Below are 18,415 nucleotides of genomic sequence, written 5' to 3' on the forward strand. Positions count from 1 at the left end.
AGTGCGGCCCTGATTGAATCCAAGGGAAGGCGCTCAGGGGTGCGCTTTTCGGGTGGCCTCCCTATCCCTTGGAAAATAAATTTTTATTGTTCAGCGCCTTTTCGTAACTCGATCACCTTAGCACCATTGTTGTCAGTCCGCTTCATGGTATTCTGTAGGCCCATCAAGGCGCTCGTTTTGGCGTTTTCGTCACCATGGACATACCGCATTGCCATTTGAACGGTTCGCCACCCCATAATGTCCATCAGATCCCTTGGGTTTAGCGTTTTGGCCAATTCGGTGGCCACGGTATGCCGGATCGAGTGAAAACTCATTCTGTCTCGCTGCGCCCGCCCATTGTTCAATTTGAGCTTGTCAACGGCTGTCCGGAAAGAATAAGGGGCCTCACGGTGAGGGGTGCCGTCACTTTTTGTAAAAACCGATTGGTCAAGGTCGCCTTCGGGGGTTTCGTTCAATAATTCCACGATGGCCGGCGTCAAAGGAATTTTTCGGTGGTCGCGGTTTTTTGTTTCCGGAAAGGTCAGAATATTGCGACCCCGATCGATATCCCGCCATTTCAGATTGAAGCACTCGGAAACCCTGGCCCCGGTCAAAAAAGCAAACCGGGTGATCCGCCACCCGTAAAGATCGAGTTTCCTGATTTCGGCAAGGATAGCTTCGGCTTCATCCCTGCTGATCACCCGCAGCCGCCGGTTGCTGCCACCCGGCCCGGTGGCACCGATTCGTTTACCGGTCGGTGGCGGATTTTTCACAAGGCCCCGGTGATAGGCATGCTTCATTATCCGGCGCATGGTACCGGTCACATATTCGATGGTCCGCTTTGATTTCTTGGCACTGGAAAGGTTTTTAACCAGCAAATCCCAATGGTAAATTTCAATTTTTCGCAAGGGAATTTTACCCAGGGCAGGGGATAGCCAGACGTTGAAATGGCTTTCCTCTTTGTCGTATGAAGATGTTTTTTTTGTGCGTTTGGCGTGATCGAAATAGGTGGGCCAGTAATCATCCAGGGTTAAAGATTCGGACTTTGCTTTTTCTTCGGTCTGCCGTCGTTCCCGTTCCCAGGATTCGCGCAATTCAGAAAGTGTGCAAGGTCCATCGCCGCTGGCCTGATTGTGTTTGATCTCGGCCAACAGGTCAAAGCATGCCGTCGGCGTCCACTTTTCGGAGGCCCAGCCGACCGCCTCAGAAACAGTCTTGCCTTTCCACCAATAAGTGAGAACGTAGTATCGATCTGGAACGGCTCCGTGCTTTCTTTTTGGGTGTTCCCGGTAGCGAACGCCCCCTTTACCATCGGCATTTTTTAAGGTGATCCATTTGGCCATGCTCTACCCCTTTCGGCATCCCTGAAAAATCCCTCGGGCTAATTTGTACAAGTCCTGTACAAGGAATAGGGATTACAGAAGGTGTTTGAAAGTGATTTCATGTGAAGAAAAGATAAAATAAAAAATGCTGATTAGTCAAGTATTTATTTCTTTTTATGTGCTTTTTGTGATTTTATGTGACGCCTTGTGAGGATAGACAATTTTAGACTTAAAATCCCTCGTGGTTATACCCCGTGCCGGTTCGATTCCGGCCCTAGGCACCAATTATTCAAGGGATTTAGCGATGTTGCTAAATCCCTTGAACGTTTCCCCCTGTATTGAGTTGACCTCTTCATTGTGGTAGTAAAACGATTCGGCGCAAATCCATTGTTTAACCAATAAGATGAGATATACGGAATCAACATGCAGAAAACATACGATTTAAATGTAATCAAACGTACTTCGATTATTACCCCGGACCAGCTTCGGGAAGAATTCCCCATGACGGAAACCGCCACCCGGACCGTGATGGAGAGCCGTCAGGAAATCAAGGATATCCTGAGCGGCAAGGACAGCCGCCTGATGGTGATCGCCGGGCCGTGTTCCATCATCAGCCATCGTCAGGCCGTCGAGTACGGCAAGCGACTGGCCCGGTTGCAGGAAAAGATCAAAACGACCATCAAGCTGGTCATGCGGGTCTATTTCGAAAAACCGCGGACCAATGTGGGCTTCAAGGGCCTGATCTCCGATCCCCATATCGATAAAAAGACGTTCGACATCGATGAGGGCCTGCGCAAAGCCCGAAAAATATTGATGGATCTCAACGAGATGGGCGTGGCCGCGGGCACCGAGATCCTGAGCCAGACGGCTGCCGAGCGTCTGTCGGGGTTGATCGCCTGGGCCTGTATCGGTGCCCGGACGACCGAGTCCCAGAATCACCGCGAGTGGGCCAGCGCTTTTTCCATGCCTGTGGGATTCAAAAACGGAACCGACGGAAATCTGGACACGGCCATCAACGCCCTGCTGGCCGCCTCCAGTCCCCAGGTTTTTGTGGGCAACGATCCTCATGGCGTCACTTCGCGGGTATTTTCCGGCGGCAACCGTTACTGCCATATCGTTCTGCGCGGCGGGAAACGCCCCAATTACGACCCGGTCAGCATCGCTGAAGCCGTTGGCTTTCTATCCAAATACCCGTCGTTGATTCAATCGGTCGTCGTGGACTGTTCCCACAAAAATTCGGGCAAGGACTACCGCCGCCAGGGGGAGGTCTTCAATCACGTCCTGATTCAGCGCATGGGCCACACCAACGGCCTTTCCATTCGTCCCAACAAAGCCATCTGCGGTCTGATGCTGGAAAGCAACATCGAGGAAGGCAGCCAGCCTTTCGTTTATGGCGAAACCCGCAAGGAAGACCTCAATCCGTTCGTTTCCATCACCGATGCCTGCATCGGTTGGGAGGAAACCGAGGACATTCTGCTTACCGCCCACGGGCAGTTGCAGCAAAAATCGGGTTCATGACGATTAAAACCCGAACATAAGAAGTGAACTTTTTTCGGCCGCCGGTGTCTATCTGTACCAAACCGAACAACAGGAGGCCGAAAATGAAAATCAGAAACGGATTCATCGTAGCGGCTGTAGCCATTTCAACATTATTGCTCACGTACCCTTCTGCCTGGGCGGGTTCACAACAGCAGCATCGCTGGGAGGGAGTAGCCATCGGTGTGGGCGCAGCGATTCTCGGGAGCGCGCTGATCCATCATAATGGCATCCACGTTTACACACCGGCTCGGATGGTTCATTCTCCCAGAGCCTCTTTCAGGCACCACCCTCCAGAAATTCACCATCGTTATCATGGTCACCGAAAACCGCATTATCGAGCTTTTTATCCCCACTTGAAGCGACATCGCCAGGGATATGGCGTGCATCCAGGCGGTCTGTATAAGGAGCGCTTGGCCCCTAAGCGCAGCTACCGGCACCCCGGCAAACGGTTCCCATCCCATGGCCCTGATCACCATCGCCACGGACCGGGAGCCGGAAACCGTCACGAAAATCGGCGATCCTGATTGAAAGCCGATACCCATTGATAACGGAAGAAACGGCCGGGCCGTTTACAGGATGAAAGGCCCGGTCTGCCACTTTTTTGTTTTGGACATCCGCTGCGGCATGGATTATATTGGGAACCGATTGAATTCGGTAATATCAGACAGGAGATTTAACGATGAAAAAATCGCTATGGATCGGGATGATCGGGCTGTTGATTCTCAGCGGTTGCGCCGCCCCCCAGACCAATACCGGCAAAGGCGCCACCTATGGTGCCGCAGGAGGTGCGATAGCCGGTGCCATATTGGGACAGGCCATTGGCAGGGACACTGAAGGAACACTTCTGGGCGCCGCCGCAGGCGCTGCCGTGGGGGCTGCCGCCGGTGCTGGTGTCGGCCAGATGATGGATCGGCAGGAAGCGGAAATGCGCGATGCGCTGGCCGCGTCCGATGCCGCCGCCGTTAAAAGGGAAGGGGATTTGCTGGCCATCACCTTGAAAGGCGATGTGAGTTTCGATCTGGATTCCGATATCGTGCGGCCGGGACTGTATACCGAACTGGATCGTATCGCGCAAATCATGATCAAATACCCGCAGACTTCTATCCTGGTGGAGGGCCACACGGACAGCACGGGGTCTGAATCTTACAACCAGCAGCTTTCCGAGCGCCGGGCCAACAGCGTGAAAAATTTATTGGTCCAGCGGGGCGTCCAAGCCTATCGGATCAATATTCTCGGATACGGAGAGAGCCGCCCCGTGGCCACCAATGCAACGCCGGAAGGGCGCCAGATGAACCGAAGGGTGGAAATTCGCATCAACCCCACAACCGCCCAGGGGTAGTGGGACACCCCGGTAGTTCAAATCTACGAAATTAGGGCAACAAAGGTTTCGGATATCTATATGGCATGCGCTTTTATGCCATCGGAAAGGGCGGCGACGGCCGCCTTTTGTATGGTATGGATTTCTCATCAACAGGATCTCATCGCTTTTCATCCTGTTTTCTATCGTAATTGTTCAGATTCTGTTTGACCCGCCTGTGAAATAAATGTATCCACTTCTCATTTTCCCGGTCCGGACCGTATCTTTCGGTCATTATCGGGATATCTAAGGGGATACGCATCGCTTTTCGGCATGCCAACGATCTTCCCCACTGTCACCAGAACCGATAACCGATTGAACTTTATCTGCTGACCGGTGTCTAAGACTATACAAAACAGGATCGTGCATGACGAAGAACTGATTCTCCGACTTCAGCGGGGCGATGAATGGGCATTCCAGTTGTTGGTGCGCCGTTTTCAAAAAAAGATATTTTCGGTGGCGTATGGAATCACCCTGGACCGGGAGGAGAGCCAGGATATCGTTCAGGAAGTATTCTTGCAGGCGTATCGAAATATCGTCGGATTCAGGGGTGATTCATCACTTGCCACCTGGCTGCACCGGATCACAGTCAACCGGTGCCTGAACTGGAAACGAAGATGGGCTCGCCGTTTCAAATGGATGCACGTATCCACGGACAGTAAGGACGATGATGCACCGGCTGCCGAGATTGAAAGCCCGCTGCCGAATCCGGAAGACAGGGTCGCCGACGCACAGACCCGGCAGCAAATCGACAAGGCCTTGAAAATGCTGCCGGAACAAATCAGAACGGTCTTTGTGCTCAGGGAATTGGAAGGGCTTTCCTATGAGGAAATCGCGGATGTCACCGAAATCAAGCTGGGAACGGTGCGTTCCCGCCTGTTCCATGCCCGTAAGCGGCTCAAGGAGATTCTCCAGCCGCGGGTGAAGGAGGAGCTGTGACCAACATCCAATCCAATGGTTGCGATGACGCTTTACTGGTCCGCTATCTGGACGGCGATTTGGATAACGATGAAAAAAAATGGATGGAGGATCACCTGCAATGCTGCAAAACCTGTCGGCGGCAGTTGGCCTTCTTCTCTGATTTTTCACAGGATTTTCGAGATCATGTTCAACGGCAGACCGATCAGGTCGATTTTACGCCCATAGAAAAAGAAGCGATCAACAAGGCCCTGCGCCAACGGTACCATAAACGCGGACCTTCGAGCTTTTTCGCCTCGTTGAAATTCGCCGTGCCCGCTGCGGCAGTGGCCTGCCTGCTGCTTTTTTTCGGCTACACCCGGTTTATGGTCGATCATGGACCGGCACAACCCAGTGCAATCATAAATTCTTTTACAGGATCGATGACTTCTGTTATGATTTTTGAAACTCCCGAAACCCGACAGACCATCCTCTGGTATAATGAAGAACCGGATACGGAAAGTGAGCACAATGCGACTTAGATTGCCCGGTCTGCTGTTCCTTTTGATGTTGACCGGTTTGTGGGTGTCGTTCCCCACGACGGTTCTGGCCAAAGAACGCTGCCGCGTCAGCGTGGACACGATTCTGGCTTCGCGGCAGGGCTCCGGTGTCGATGCCCGTCTAAAAAAGGACGTAAGCGAACTGCAGAACATGTTCAACTACACCTCTTACCAGTTGCTCAGCAGCAAAACCCTCAATCTTAAGAAAGGAGAGTCCGGAACGGTCTCTCTTCCCGGCAATCGCCGGTTGAAGATCACTCCCCACAACATCCATGAAAACAGGGCCGATATCGCTTTGCAGATGATGAAAAAGAAACGTACGGTGTTCCAGAGCCAGATTCAACTGCTCAATCGAGGCAGCCTGTTTGTGGGCGGTCCCAAGTACGAAAACGGCAACCTGATTTTCAAGATTTCCGGCAGCTACTGAAACTTTCAAGAAAAGCTTTTTCAGGCCGCCCATGGCCGCACACCCGAACCGATGACACTCACTTAGAAGCCCGATATCCGCATATCGCTCCATCCCCCGAAAAAAATCAAAGCGGTTTGAACTTTTCCGGCGCTTTGGTGTCTAAGAAAATAACACCAACGCAAAAGGAGAAAGATCATGAAATCGAAAAAACGCTTGATCATTATAGCTGTCGTACTGACTTCGATTGCCTTGGTGACCGCACCCGCTTTTGCGGGAAGCAAGCAGCAGCATCGTTGGGAAGGAGTTGCCATCGGTGTCGGGGCTGCGATTCTGGGTCATGCCATCTATCAGGCCCACAAAGATGCATCCCCGCCACGGGTCGTTTATGTGGAGCCGGAGTCGGCCCCCAGATATCACCATCCGCGTCCCAAGCACCGCCACGGGCACTGGGAATGGCAGAAGACATGGGTGGCCCCCTCATACGAAAAGGTCTGGAATCCTGGCCATTACGACCGCAAAGGTCGCTGGGTGCCGGGACATTGGATCGAAGTCAAGACCTCCGATGGCTACTGGACCAAAGAACGCGTCTGGATCGCCGGCAACAGCCCGCATCCTCGCCATTACCAATAGGTTCCCGCTAAACACGCGTTTTAGCAACGTTTGAATATCCAGTCCCCCGATGGGCGAGCATGCCCCGGGGGATTGCTGTTTTTTGAAGCCTTCGATTGAAAATTGCAAAAATCGAAGCGGACTGATATTTTGCAGCCGTTTAATCGCTTGCTCGCTTTCCCGTACCTCGCAAACCGGTTTTTCGAAAACGACACACAGGAACACGAAGCATGGGGGTCACCCTATATTTCAGCAATCAGTTGATGCCGCTGGTGGAAAAGCTGCAGAAAAATCTGGCGCCCAAAGATGCCGCCACGAATCCGCTCGATCCACCGGTGGTGATCGTGCCCAACATGAATCTTTCCAAATGGATCAAACTTACCTGTGCGCGACGTTGCGGCATCTTCATGAATGTGGATTTTCAATACCTGGAAACCGGATTGTGGCGGATGCTTCGGTCCCTTTCGGACCCGGCTGAACCCGAACCCGAATTGCTGGACCGGGAGCGGATGACCCTGCTGCTGTTTTTTATTTTAATGGGTTCGGACTCCGGGACGCGTGACCTGGCCGTCGTCAACCGCTACCTGGGCAGCCATGAAGGAAGGGACAGGGAGATTCGCTGCTGGCAGTTGGCCGAAGAGTTGTCACGACTGTTTCAGGAATATGAATACCATCGGTCGGACATGATTCAGCGATGGCAGGAGGACCGTCCGGTAGACGATGCTATGGAACGGTGCCAGAAACGGCTCTACCTGGACATGGTGACGCTGAAGAACCAGTTGGGCCAGTCCGGCGGCCGGCCGATGGTTTCAATGGGCGAATACGCTGAAGCCGTCCTGGGCATCGCACCCGCCGATGCGAACCCGGACGACTTAGCCGTGGAACGGATTCATTTCTTCGGGCTTTCCCAGACATCCCCGTTTCATCTGCAATTGCTGGCCCGATTAGAATCGCGCTTCGACATCCACATTTACAGTCTGAACCCCTCCCGCGAATATTGGGAGGACATTAAAACCCCTTCCGAAAAAAAATGGATCCGGCGCAACACGTCCGGCCGCATGGCGCTCGAAGAAGCGGAAATTCTTGCCGGCGAACTTTTTAGCCAGGCGGACCATTCCCTGCTGTCTGCCTGGGGGAAGCCAGGCCGCGAGAGCATCCGACTGCTATGTCAATTGACCGACCACGATTTTCAGGCCGGTTTTACCCATCCGCCCAGTCCGGATTCGGTGCTGGCCGCCCTCGGCCATGGGCTGTTGACCCTTGATGCCGGAGACGGCCCGTCCGCCTCCCTTGCCCAGGATCGGTCCCTGCAGATCGTGGCCTGTCCGGGTATCCGCAGAGAGGTGGAAACCGTATACGACAGCATCCTGGTTAACCTGGAGGCCGATCCGACGCTGTGCATGACGGACATCGCCGTGATGGTTTCGGACATGGCACGCTACAAGCCCGTGGTGGACTCCGTGTTCAGCCGCCAGCCGGGCCGGATCGCCTACAACCTTGTCGATTCGGTTGCACGCACGGAAAGCGTCTTCGCCCGGGCCGTTGTCGCGATCATGGAACTGGCCCGGGGCAACTTTTCCAGGAAACAGGTATTCGACCTTTTGCGCAACCCATGTGTCATGCGAAAGTGGCGCTACGATACGAATGCGCTGAGCGTCTGGATTCGATGGGCCGATGCCCTGGGAATTTTCCACGGCTATGAAAATACGGTCGAAGGAGAAGAGGGCGGTCCCGGTGCCGGTTGCTTTTCCTGGCGCCAGGGATTGGAGCGGCTGCGGTTGTCCCGGATTATGACCCTTACAACAGATGCCGAAGGCTTCGATCGTCCCCATTTCAAAGGCCTGGTTCCTTTTGCCGACCTCGATGCGACCGACGATGCGCTGGTGGAAAAGTTCTGCCTGTTGATCGAATCTTTGGCTCGGGCGCTGGAACCGTTCAACATCCCGGCCGCTGCGTCCCGGCACTGGCGAACTGCCTTTTTCAGGGTCCTGGACGGTTTTGTGGAGATCGCTGCGGACATGCGCGGAGAGGAGGCGGTTTATCGATCCCTGGTGCAGTCCTTCGATCATTTCGTGCGGTACGACGATCTGGCGGCCATCCGGGAAGGCCGCGATCTTACCGCCGAAGCGCTGTGGGCCTTCGTCACGGCTCACCTCGACGGGATATCCGGCGGCCGGGGCGATTATCTGACCGGAGGGGTAACGGTGGCCGCCTTGATGCCCATGCGCCCCATTCCTTTCAAAGTGGTTTACGTACTGGGTCTGGAAGAGGGGGGCTTCCCCGGACACGAGCCGGAAAACCGGCTCGACCTGCGGACGCGCAAACGGCGCATCGGGGACATCACGCCCGTGGAGCGCAACCGCTATCTGTTCCTCGAAATCCTGATATCTGTTGGACGAAAGCTGTACCTGAGCTATGTCTCCAGGGATCTGCAAAAGGATCGGGACTTGCAGCCCTGCTCCGTGGTTCACCAGCTTCGGCGCTACGTGGAGCAGCATATCCTCGGCGGCGAGACATTCAAGATTCGGCAAATTCCCATCCGGCCAGACAGTACGGAATATATCGCCCAGGACGCCTCCAACGACTGGTCGGACGTGATGGTCAACAATTGCCCGGTGGACCGTCTGAGCTGTTATCGACGCAGCAGCCTGTGGGCGGCTTTCAAGGAACGGGCTTCCACTGACGAACGAGCGGTTGCCGACCGCTACCATCCCGATTTTGAAATATCGAAGCGAGCGCTGGAAGACGAAGCGCCTCCTGTCGTGCAGATGACCACAGGCCTGTTGCGAAGCTACCTGCTGGATCCGGTGGATACGGTTTTGCGATACCATCTGGGCATTGGCGATCCCCTCGATCCAACGGCCGAATGGGCCGAGGTGGAGGACGAGCCGCTGGCCTCACAATTTCCCATGGATTATAACATCCGAACCCTGCCGCTGCACCAATGGCTGGCGACGGGGTTGAAAGCGGATCGGTTCGTATACCCGGAGCGTTGCCTGGCGGAGGAATTCGATGCGCTATATGCAGACCTGTCCCGCAAGAGCCTGGTACCGGGCGGTGCATTCGGTTCCCATGACCGGGCCAGGCTGAAACAGCAGGTAGCGATGGTTGGCGAGATGCTCCATCCTCTCATAGAGCAGATGCAGGCGGCCCGCCGCTTCTTTCCCGGCGTGGCGATGGGAACGGCAGTCGAAGCCTCCCCGATCCTTGATGGCAATGTGCTGCGGTTGGATCCTGTTTTGATTACACTGCCCGATGACGACGAACTGCAATCCGTGGAACTCAGCGGCCAGTTGCCATGGCTCTGGCAGGCAGAAGACGAAAGCTGGCACTGCCTGGTGATTACCGGATCCAACCGAAAATCCAGGCACGCGGACAAGTACGTTGTGGGCCCTCTGTTGACCCTGATGGCTTTGGCCGTCGGCGGCAGCTCCTGCCCGTGGTCCGGGGCCAACCACATCCATTTGCACGTAGCCTATCGATCCCGGGTTTTAAGTCGGCAGTACGAGTTGAGTGCCAGACGCTCCGGAATCTATATGGCGGCCCTGCTAAAGGATTTTTTCACTCCCTTGCCGCTGCTTTGGCTTCCGTTTACGACCGTTTTCGACAATAGGGATCTGCGTGATTGGATCATTGCGGACGAGATAGAAGGTTCCGACCGGGCGGCTTTTTTTCTGACCCTGCAGGAAATCATGCGGACAACGGCGGATATGCGCGCCGAAATGGCCGGGGCCGTGCTTGCACCGGATATCCTGGACAGGGCCAGGCAGCGTTTCAGGGTGTTTGTATGATGTTCGATCCCATCGACAATCCGGACCATGTGGATATTTCCCGCCATGCCCTGGTGGAAGCCTCCGCCGGTACCGGAAAGACCTATACCATCGAGAACCTGGTTGTCCGGCTGCTTTGCGAGGAAGCCCAACTCCAATTGGAGAATATTTTGCTGGTGACCTTCACCGAAAAGGCCACCAGCGAACTCAAGCTTCGTATCCGGCAAAAAATCGAAGCGACCCTGGACAAAGAAGGGGACCTTTCCGATGCGGTCCGCAGCAAGCTGTGCGAAACACTGGACGCGTTTGACAATGCCACCATTACGACCATCCACGGCTTCTGCCATACGGTATTGAAGGATTTTCCCTTTGAAACCGGCAGCCTGTTTCGACAGGAGATCGTGGACGACGGTACACTGCTGACCAAGCTGCTCAAGGCGCAGATGCGTTCAACCTGGCCGGAACGCTATGGCCGGTATCTGGAACTGCTGATGGCGCTGGCGAATTTCTCTGCCGATCCGGACCGATTCGTCCGCACCGCGGTGACGCTGGCCCAACGGTTGTCGCACAGTTTTACAAACGAGACCCTGATCCCAGATCCGGCCGAGCTGGATGTGGAAAAAATGTGGGGGCGCTGCCGGCAGACGGTGCTGGAACTCAAGGCCCTGGTGGCAGGACCGCCGGACCTGGTTTCCAGCTACGAAAGGCTCAACATCAACAAACGCTCCCGGGCCGTTATTATTCGGGATATGGTGGCGCCCCTCCAGCAGGTGGTGGCGCAGGTGAACGACACTGACTGGCGGCCGATGGAAATCAAAGCGGTGGTCGATGTTCTGGGTGCGCGGCACAGCTCGGGCGAGCGCAACCTGGACCGGCTTGTTCCCCGAAAGTGGCTCAAATCCGGTGAAAATTCGGAAGTCTGTCCCAATCTGGTTCCTGTCCGCAACCGGCTTGATGCGCTCGTCGACCTTTTCGGTCGTATGGCCCACGTGCTGACCCTGGAGTCCGTGGCCCGGCTGCAAAAGGATGCCAAATCCATGAAGTCTCGCCAGGGGTGGATCAGCTACCAGGACATGATCAGTCGCGTAGCCGATTTTTTATCGGACAAAGGGGCCGAGGAAGGCATCGGCAACATTCGCCGGCGCTTTCCGGTGGCCTTCGTGGACGAATTCCAGGATACCGACGAATTGCAGTGGAAAATTTTTCGGAACCTGTTTCTGGAAACTTGCGGCGATGCGGCCCGATGCCGTCTTTTTCTGATCGGCGATCCCAAACAGGCCATCTATGCGTTTCGGGGCGCCGATGTTTTCACCTATCTGGATGCCCGGCGTCGGATGAAAAACCTGGCCGGCATGGGGCAGGCCAACTGTTACCGGCTTTCGGTAAACTGGCGCAGCTGCCCGCAGCTCATCACCGCCTACAATCTGATTTTTTCACAAAAAGACTGGTTCGGCGGCAGCGACGGCGACCAGTCCTACGCCATCGGCTACACGCCGTCGGACGAACCGCCGCCGGAGCACCCGGCTAATGCCATCGATGAGGATCGATCCCGGCGGCCGGCATTCAATGTCGTGGACTTGCGTGAAGCCAGGGGGCAGGTTGCCGCCAAAAACATGCTGGCTGAATTCATTTGCCAGGAGATTCATCATCTGGTCAGGTCCGGCGGCATTCGGATGGCCGCCGGATTGCAGGAAAAGCGCAGGCTGCATTATGGCGATATCGCCGTCCTGGTGAGAAGCCGGTCCGAGTTTTCTCTGCTTGAACCGATGTTACTATCAGCATCCATTCCTTATACCTTCTATCGCCAGCCCGGCCTGTTTCAATGCCGGGAAGCGTACTGGCTGAGCATGATTCTGCACGCCGTTGCCGAGCCGATGCAGACCGCGACCGCCAAACTGGCCCTGCTGACGCCGTTTTTCGATCTTGGCGCACAATGTCTGGAATCGATGCCGGAACTGCCGCCGGACCATGCCGGCCAGCGCCTGCTGATGCATTGGCACCATCTGGCCCAAAACAGGCGCTGGGGAGCCTTGTTTCAATCCATAATGGAAGATTCCGGACTGATCCTTCGTCACTGCACGGACCCAGGATGGGATCGCACCCAAACCAATTTTCGGCAGCTGTTCGATTACTTCGAAAATGCCGCCTATTTACAGAACCTGGAACCGGAGGGGGTGGTTGCCCTGCTGGATGCCCTGCGTCTATCCAGGATCGACATCGGCACCGACGCGGACATTCATCGGATCGAAGACGAATCCGACAAGGTCCGGATTTTGACCATGCATGTGGCCAAGGGACTGGAATTCCCGGTTGTTTTCATTGCCGGCGGCTTGACCGTGCGCAGCGAAAACGGCGTTCCCGTGTATCACGCAGTGGATTCGAATGATCCCGAACGGGGCTGTCGAAAGGTGATCGACCTCACCGGTGAAAGCGGTCGGGAAGAGGCCGAAAAAGAGAAGAATGACGAAAATAAACGATTGTATTATGTGGCCCTTACACGGGCAAGGCTAAAGCTTTACATTCCTTTTTTTCCGGACGACAGAAATTATGGTTGGATTGGACCTGTCTGCGGCTTCGTTTCCTCCAGCATCGCGTCTGCCGGGGACAACGATAATTTTGACTCCGGAGGCTGGATCAGGGTCGGTGAAAACGATGCGACGCCGCATGGCCCGAAAAGCTCGGCCAGGGAGACCGGAGTAGAGGCAGTAAAATTACCTTCGGATGCCTTGCTCCCCGACCAGGCGGATTTCAGAAGCCGGAAAATTGCACTGGAATCCTTTTCCAGCATCGGACATCGCCTGAACAGGCTAATCGACGCTTCTGGACTACCTTCGGTTTTCAGCCCGGCGGAAACCACCCAACGGGATATGGACGAACCGGCGGACCGGCTTTTCGCCGAATCGGAGATTTTGGGTTCCATCGACAAACTTCCCGGCGGCACAAGCATGGGGTCCATGTTCCATCAGATTTTCGAGCGGATCGATTTCGACAGGGTGATCGACGGCCCTAAAAACATCCTGGAATTGGAAGCGGCTGAACAGGTCGTTGTTTCCGCCATGTTTGACTATCGCATCGAATCGTCTTGGGCGCCCCGGATCGCGGACGTGGTGGCCAGGGTTTTAAGAGAACCCATTGTCCTGGACGGCGCCCCCATGGTGCTGGGAAGGCTGGCCCCCAAACGGAGAAGACATGAAATCGAGTTTTTTTTCCCCCTGGTGGAGACTTTGCCCGAAGGCGTCGAGGTGCCGGGGTGCGACACAAAAATCCAATCCTGCGGGGAAATGGTGCTGCGCGGGTTTATCGACCTGGTATTCGAACATGACGGCCGTTATTACATCGCGGACTGGAAATCCAATCGTCTGGCGGACGGGTACGACCAGGAAGCCATGGCCAGTGAAATCGAAGCAGCCGGCTACGACCTGCAATACCGTCTTTACACCATTGCCACGCTAAGGTGGCTCAAACGGTTGCTCGGCGACGGTTTCGACCCCGAACTTCATTTCGGCGGCGCACTTTACATTTTTATCCGGGGAGTCGGCTCCGGAGGACAAAACGGAGTGTTTCATGTCCCGGCGCATCAGTTACTCCCTTTGAAAACCCTTCAGTCAACCGTCGAGAAACAGATCGGAGGGCTTCAATGGTAAGCGCGGATAAAGCCCTTTTGGCCGAACGGCTTGGCAGATACGGGATTGAGGGGTCAAGCCCATTGTGGGCGCTGTTCGAAAAACTCGACCTTTCCGATCTGGATCTGATGCTCATCCGGGATTTGACCGCCTGCGCATCCGATCCACGGGACCATGGACTCGTGGGGATGCTAGGCCTTTTGCTGGCCGCCCTGAACGAGGGCAGCCTGTGCCTGGTATTGGATCGGAAGCTGTCAGCCTTTTTTCCTCATATCGATGCGTCCGCGCTGGGGACGTTGATTGACGACGTTGTCGCCAAATTGAATCAAGGCGCGTACGACAGTCTCGTCGACCGTTCCAAGGGGGAAAGCTTCAAGCCGCTGGTGATGGAGGGACCTGCCGGGCGGCAGCGGCTCTATTTCCAGAAATTTCACTATCACGAAAAACGGTTGAAAAGTGCTTTGTCCGCATTTTTGGGTCTGCCCCCAAAGCCAGGGCTGCCTGAAGCTGACGTCGAACGAATGATAGACGATCTATACGGTGAAAAGGCCGTTATTCGCAGCCGTTCGGGGGGGGCTCCGATCATCCGGGACGCCCGCCAGGTGGAGGCCATCCGGGCGTCCGTGAGTGCTCCGCTGCTGGTGGTTTCCGGGGGGCCGGGTACCGGCAAGACGTCGCTGCTCGTCAATATGCTCAGGGCGCTGGTGCGTACCGGTGCCGAGCCTTCGCGCATCCTTCTGGCGGCGCCAACCGGTCGTGCGGCCATGCGAATGAGCGAAGCCCTGACGGAGAGTCTGAACACCGTCGCAGGGCCCGACGACGGCGACCGGGCCCTTGGGCAGTTGCAGGGAGCCACCTTGCACAAGCTGCTGGCGTACCGCAAAAGGGCAGGGGACTTTTTCCACAACCGGCATCGGCCTTTCGAGGCCGATGTGATTGCCGTGGACGAGGTTTCCATGGTCGATGTGATCCTGATGGACCGGTTTTTTCAGGCTATCGATCCCAAGCGCACCCGGGTCATATTGATCGGGGACAAGGATCAGCTGCCCTCGGTCGAGGCCGGTTCGGTGCTTGCAGACCTCAGTGCTCAAACCGGCGGCCGTCTCTCCGACCGGTTTTTGACCCTCGATAACTGTTATCGAGCCGGTGGAAAGCTGCTTGAGCTGGGCCAGCGAATCAATTCGGGACAGCCAGTCACCTTGGAGCCGGTGTCCTTCGACGATGCCCTGAACCTTAAAAAAGGAGGGTGGGCATTCGTTCGTGCCAAAGATCAGGATGCGGTCCAGCGTGACCTGATTCGCTGGATTCACAACCATTACGTCGCCCGCAGTGGAGATCTCACCGATAGCTACGTGGAGCAGGTGAGTCGGTTCAACCGGCTTGAAGGAGACGCGTTGCCCGGCGAAACGCCGGAATCGGTGCAGCGGGTCGAATCGCTTTTCGCCATTGCCCACCGCTGCCGTATCGTCAGTCCGCTGCGTCAAGGACTTCGGGGAATTCATTGGCTCAACCGGTGTATTGCCGCCGAATTAAGACCGTATCTCGATCCGGACGGCGATCCGGAAAGCGATATCTTCAACGGCGCGTTGATCATGATTGCCCGCAACGATTATCAGCGCGAATTGTTCAACGGTGACGTGGGCGTGGTTACGCTTCGTCCGGATGGAATGTACCAGGCCACTTTCAGGCGGCAGGACAAGCTGGTGACCTTTCCTGTTTCGGGCCTGCCCGACTGGGATCTGGCCTTTGCCATGACGGTGCACAAAAGTCAGGGCGCCGAATTCGAAGATATCTGGCTCCTTTTACCGGACGATCCGGACCATCGATTGCTGACCCGGGAGATTGTCTACACGGCCGCCACGCGAGCCTCCCGAAGATTGATCGTATCCGGGGAGGAAACAGTTTTCCATCGGGCATTGCAGCGCAAGATCCACCGGCAATCCGGACTGACGCTGTGATTGCCGGGAGCGTCGATCGATTATGGTCGGTTAAGGGCGGAGAGATGAAATTTCCCAACAACTAGGAAGAAAAGTTCACAAATTCCTGTTGCGGAGGCCACACGGTGCTTCAGGCGGAAGGTTATAAAAAAATAAACCACTGAAATATAAGTAAAAGATGTTGTTTTTCAATCTTGGCCCACGATTTGCGTTATCTCTTTGACGATCAACGACAATCAAAGAAAGGCAGGTCATGGGTTTCAAACACTGGTTGAACAACGCCGGCAAGCACCTAAAGGGTCTCTCCAAATCACAGCGAATCTATCAACGCTCTCACATCCGCAACCAATGCCTGATCGCTTCGGAATTCGGTTCCTCCGGCAACAGGGATTCAGCCTTAATCAAAAACCTCAACGGTTCCGGCGCATACATTGAAACCCGCCGACGGTTTCGTGTCGGTGAAGTGGTGCAACTGAAATTTCCCCTGCACTATCTGGATCCGCCCATTGAGGTGACCGGGGTGGTGGCATGGACGGGAGCCGACGGTGTTGGCGTAAAATTTCAGTCGACAGGCAGTTGAATGAACGATGTCCGATTCGCCGGCCGGTTTCGTTACCGTTTCTCATCCACCCGTTGACAAGACGTCGATAAACCTTTACGATTCTTATCATTAACGAAGCCAAGGGGGGATCATGAACAAAGGGGATCTGATTGAAGCCTTGAAAAGGAAAAACGGTTTTACCCGTGAGAAGGCGGAGCGGGTCATCGACCTTTTCTTTGGTGAAATGACCCATGCGCTGGTAAAGGGCGACCGAATCGAGATTCGTGGATTCGGCAGTATTTTCGTGAAAGAATACGGTGCCTACAAGGGGCGCAATCCCAAAACCGGCGAATCGGTCATGGTCGGCGCCAAACGCCTGCCTTTTTTCCGCTGTGGCAAGGAATTGAAAGAGCGGGTAGACACTTTTTGAAACGGTTTTTGACGAGGCGTCAATCCCTTCCTCTAAAGTCATGGTCTTCGGGTTGATCGGCTACCATTGCCGTTTGCGCGGTCTTGCCCAATTTGCTTTATTTCCGGAAAATGGCGGGTGGTTGCTAAACCACCCGCAAAACCATCCGATTTGTCAACCTGCTGGTAATCATGCCCACGCATCTAGAAACAGGTCGCCGTTTCCAAACGACCAAGTCCGATCCCTATCGACGCCCTCAGCTTTTCCGACCGGTTCCCAAACCCAAAAAGAGCAGCCCGGGTCTGTCGGTCGATAAACGGAACCAGGCGATGGAGGCGGCCATGGATGCCATCGTCTGCCGGCGGTGTCTTCACGAGATCACCTCCCCTGCACAAATCCGGGAGATCAACGGCGCTCACACCCACACGTTTGCCAACCCGGAAGGCATTATTTATGAAATCGGCTGCTATGGGGATGCTTGGGGGTGCGGCTATATCGGCCTGCCGTCGACCGAATTCACCTGGTTTTCGGGATATGCCTGGCGCATCGCTGTTTGTATTAATTGCCATGTCCATCTTGGTTGGCTTTTTTCGGCACCGGACGGCCGTTTTTTCCACGGTTTGATTACCAGTCGGATCAGCACCAGGGAAAAGTAAACCGGCTGATGTTTCGGCGAGGTTGGCCAGCCACAAATTGTGCCATGAAGAAGGAGAAACCACCATCCAATGTGTTTTCACGTGAAACGTTTCGCCCGTGATTTCGATGGGTTATTTTCAAACGAAAAATGAAGGGCATTCACGTTTTTGACAGGCGTGACGATCCCTTTTTATAATTCGCGTGCATTTTGTAACGAAATCAGGTAGTCGTGATCATGCTGATGCCATTGAGAGGAGGCCCTGAAAATGAAGCTCCGTGATATCACCGACTGTTGCGTACATCTGGATGTCCATGAAAAACGGTGTGACCGGGAAGATTTTTTCGAACTGGTGTTCTTCCAAAAAGACGTTTCGGAATGGGAGCGAATCCTGGCCGCTTTCCTGGGAGAGCCGGTCAAACCCTCCGGTAAGCCGCCCACGGAAAAGGACCTGAAGATCACGGAAGCTACCGGCAGCATCCGCGTCGAACAGACGCTTTTTGAAAAAGAATTCGAAAACGGTGTGATCATCGCAAAATTCTGGCCGTGGAAAGACGACCGGTGTATTACCCTGCGCATGGCGCTGCTTCCCGCCGGGTCTTAGCGATACCATAACCCAAGGAGTTCCAACCTGCCATGACCATCCTGAAAGCCATACCGGTTCTTGTGGCTGCATTTTTTCTCGGCAACTGGTTTCTGTCCGAAGTCAGAAAAGCCAAAATCGCCGGTAAACCGTGGTATGCCCCCTACTTGACAGTTCCAGGGATTTTGATTCTGATCGTCTTCATGATTCCCGTTTACCTTCGTTTTTTTCATTAGGGCCGTTCGT

Annotated in this window: 16 protein-coding genes; 15 read left to right on the forward strand and 1 reads right to left on the reverse strand. The window is 55.0% G+C overall.

Features of this window, described 5'->3' with window-relative positions; translation table 11 throughout:
- Positions 1–83: 83 nt before the first annotated feature.
- Positions 84–1,322: a tyrosine-type recombinase/integrase gene (locus tag GN111_RS03765; RefSeq protein ID WP_155302467.1), complete on the reverse strand. Its 1,239-nt coding sequence runs from the start codon at positions 1,320–1,322 to the stop codon at positions 84–86.
- 402 nt (positions 1,323–1,724) lie between these two features.
- On the opposite strand from GN111_RS03765, the gene GN111_RS03770 reads away from it, so the two are divergent.
- The 15 genes from GN111_RS03770 to GN111_RS03840 all read left to right on the forward strand — a co-directional run bounded on the left by GN111_RS03770 (position 1,725) and on the right by GN111_RS03840 (position 18,405).
- Entirely contained in the window at positions 1,725–2,819 is a 1,095-nt protein-coding gene (locus tag GN111_RS03770) for a 3-deoxy-7-phosphoheptulonate synthase (protein WP_155302468.1), read from the forward strand.
- A gap of 396 nt (positions 2,820–3,215) precedes the next feature.
- The gene (locus tag GN111_RS03775; RefSeq protein WP_155302469.1) at positions 3,216–3,368 is read left to right on the forward strand and encodes a hypothetical protein; all 153 of its coding nucleotides are present in this window, start codon (positions 3,216–3,218) and stop codon (positions 3,366–3,368) included.
- 151 nt (positions 3,369–3,519) lie between these two features.
- Positions 3,520–4,179: a YiaD family glycine zipper/OmpA-like lipoprotein gene (locus GN111_RS03780; RefSeq protein WP_155302470.1), complete on the forward strand. Its 660-nt coding sequence runs from the start codon at positions 3,520–3,522 to the stop codon at positions 4,177–4,179.
- A gap of 381 nt (positions 4,180–4,560) precedes the next feature.
- Positions 4,561–5,136, forward strand: coding sequence for an RNA polymerase sigma factor (locus GN111_RS03785; protein WP_170302115.1), 576 nt, complete (start codon positions 4,561–4,563; stop codon positions 5,134–5,136).
- Positions 5,133–5,636: an anti-sigma factor family protein gene (locus GN111_RS03790; protein ID WP_155302472.1), complete on the forward strand. Its 504-nt coding sequence runs from the start codon at positions 5,133–5,135 to the stop codon at positions 5,634–5,636. Before GN111_RS03785 ends, GN111_RS03790 begins: the two co-directional genes overlap by 4 nt.
- Positions 5,626–6,081 (forward strand): hypothetical protein, encoded by a 456-nt coding sequence (locus tag GN111_RS03795; RefSeq protein WP_155302473.1) that lies wholly within the window; start codon positions 5,626–5,628, stop codon positions 6,079–6,081. Before GN111_RS03790 ends, GN111_RS03795 begins: the two co-directional genes overlap by 11 nt.
- A 177-nt stretch (positions 6,082–6,258) precedes the next feature.
- The gene (locus GN111_RS03800; protein WP_155302474.1) at positions 6,259–6,693 is read left to right on the forward strand and encodes a hypothetical protein; all 435 of its coding nucleotides are present in this window, start codon (positions 6,259–6,261) and stop codon (positions 6,691–6,693) included.
- Between the two features lie 209 nt (positions 6,694–6,902).
- Complete coding sequence (locus GN111_RS03805) at positions 6,903–10,463, forward strand: exodeoxyribonuclease V subunit gamma (RefSeq protein WP_155302475.1); 3,561 nt, start codon at positions 6,903–6,905, stop codon at positions 10,461–10,463.
- Positions 10,460–14,086 carry a UvrD-helicase domain-containing protein gene (locus tag GN111_RS03810; protein ID WP_155302476.1) on the forward strand — a complete coding sequence of 1,209 codons (3,627 nt, stop codon included), beginning with the start codon at positions 10,460–10,462 and terminating at the stop codon, positions 14,084–14,086. Before GN111_RS03805 ends, GN111_RS03810 begins: the two co-directional genes overlap by 4 nt.
- Entirely contained in the window at positions 14,080–16,023 is a 1,944-nt protein-coding gene (recD, locus tag GN111_RS03815; protein ID WP_155302477.1) for an exodeoxyribonuclease V subunit alpha, read from the forward strand. The genes GN111_RS03810 and recD overlap by 7 nt, the downstream gene beginning before the upstream one ends.
- 232 nt (positions 16,024–16,255) lie before the next feature.
- Positions 16,256–16,582 (forward strand): PilZ domain-containing protein, encoded by a 327-nt coding sequence (locus GN111_RS03820; protein WP_155302478.1) that lies wholly within the window; start codon positions 16,256–16,258, stop codon positions 16,580–16,582.
- A 112-nt stretch (positions 16,583–16,694) separates the two neighbouring features.
- On the forward strand, positions 16,695–16,973 hold the full coding sequence (locus GN111_RS03825; protein WP_155302479.1) for an HU family DNA-binding protein: 279 nt from the start codon (positions 16,695–16,697) through the stop codon (positions 16,971–16,973).
- Positions 16,974–17,143: 170 nt separating this feature from the next.
- Positions 17,144–17,608, forward strand: a complete 465-nt coding sequence (locus GN111_RS03830) for a cereblon family protein (protein WP_155302480.1) — start codon at positions 17,144–17,146, stop codon at positions 17,606–17,608.
- Positions 17,609–17,854: 246 nt separating this feature from the next.
- The gene (locus GN111_RS03835; protein WP_155302481.1) at positions 17,855–18,190 is read left to right on the forward strand and encodes a hypothetical protein; all 336 of its coding nucleotides are present in this window, start codon (positions 17,855–17,857) and stop codon (positions 18,188–18,190) included.
- Positions 18,191–18,222: 32 nt separating this feature from the next.
- Positions 18,223–18,405, forward strand: a complete 183-nt coding sequence (locus tag GN111_RS03840) for a hypothetical protein (protein WP_155302482.1) — start codon at positions 18,223–18,225, stop codon at positions 18,403–18,405.
- Positions 18,406–18,415 lie beyond the last annotated feature (10 nt).

Source organism: Desulfosarcina widdelii, assembly GCF_009688965.1.
Taxonomy (GTDB): domain Bacteria; phylum Desulfobacterota; class Desulfobacteria; order Desulfobacterales; family Desulfosarcinaceae; genus Desulfosarcina; species Desulfosarcina widdelii.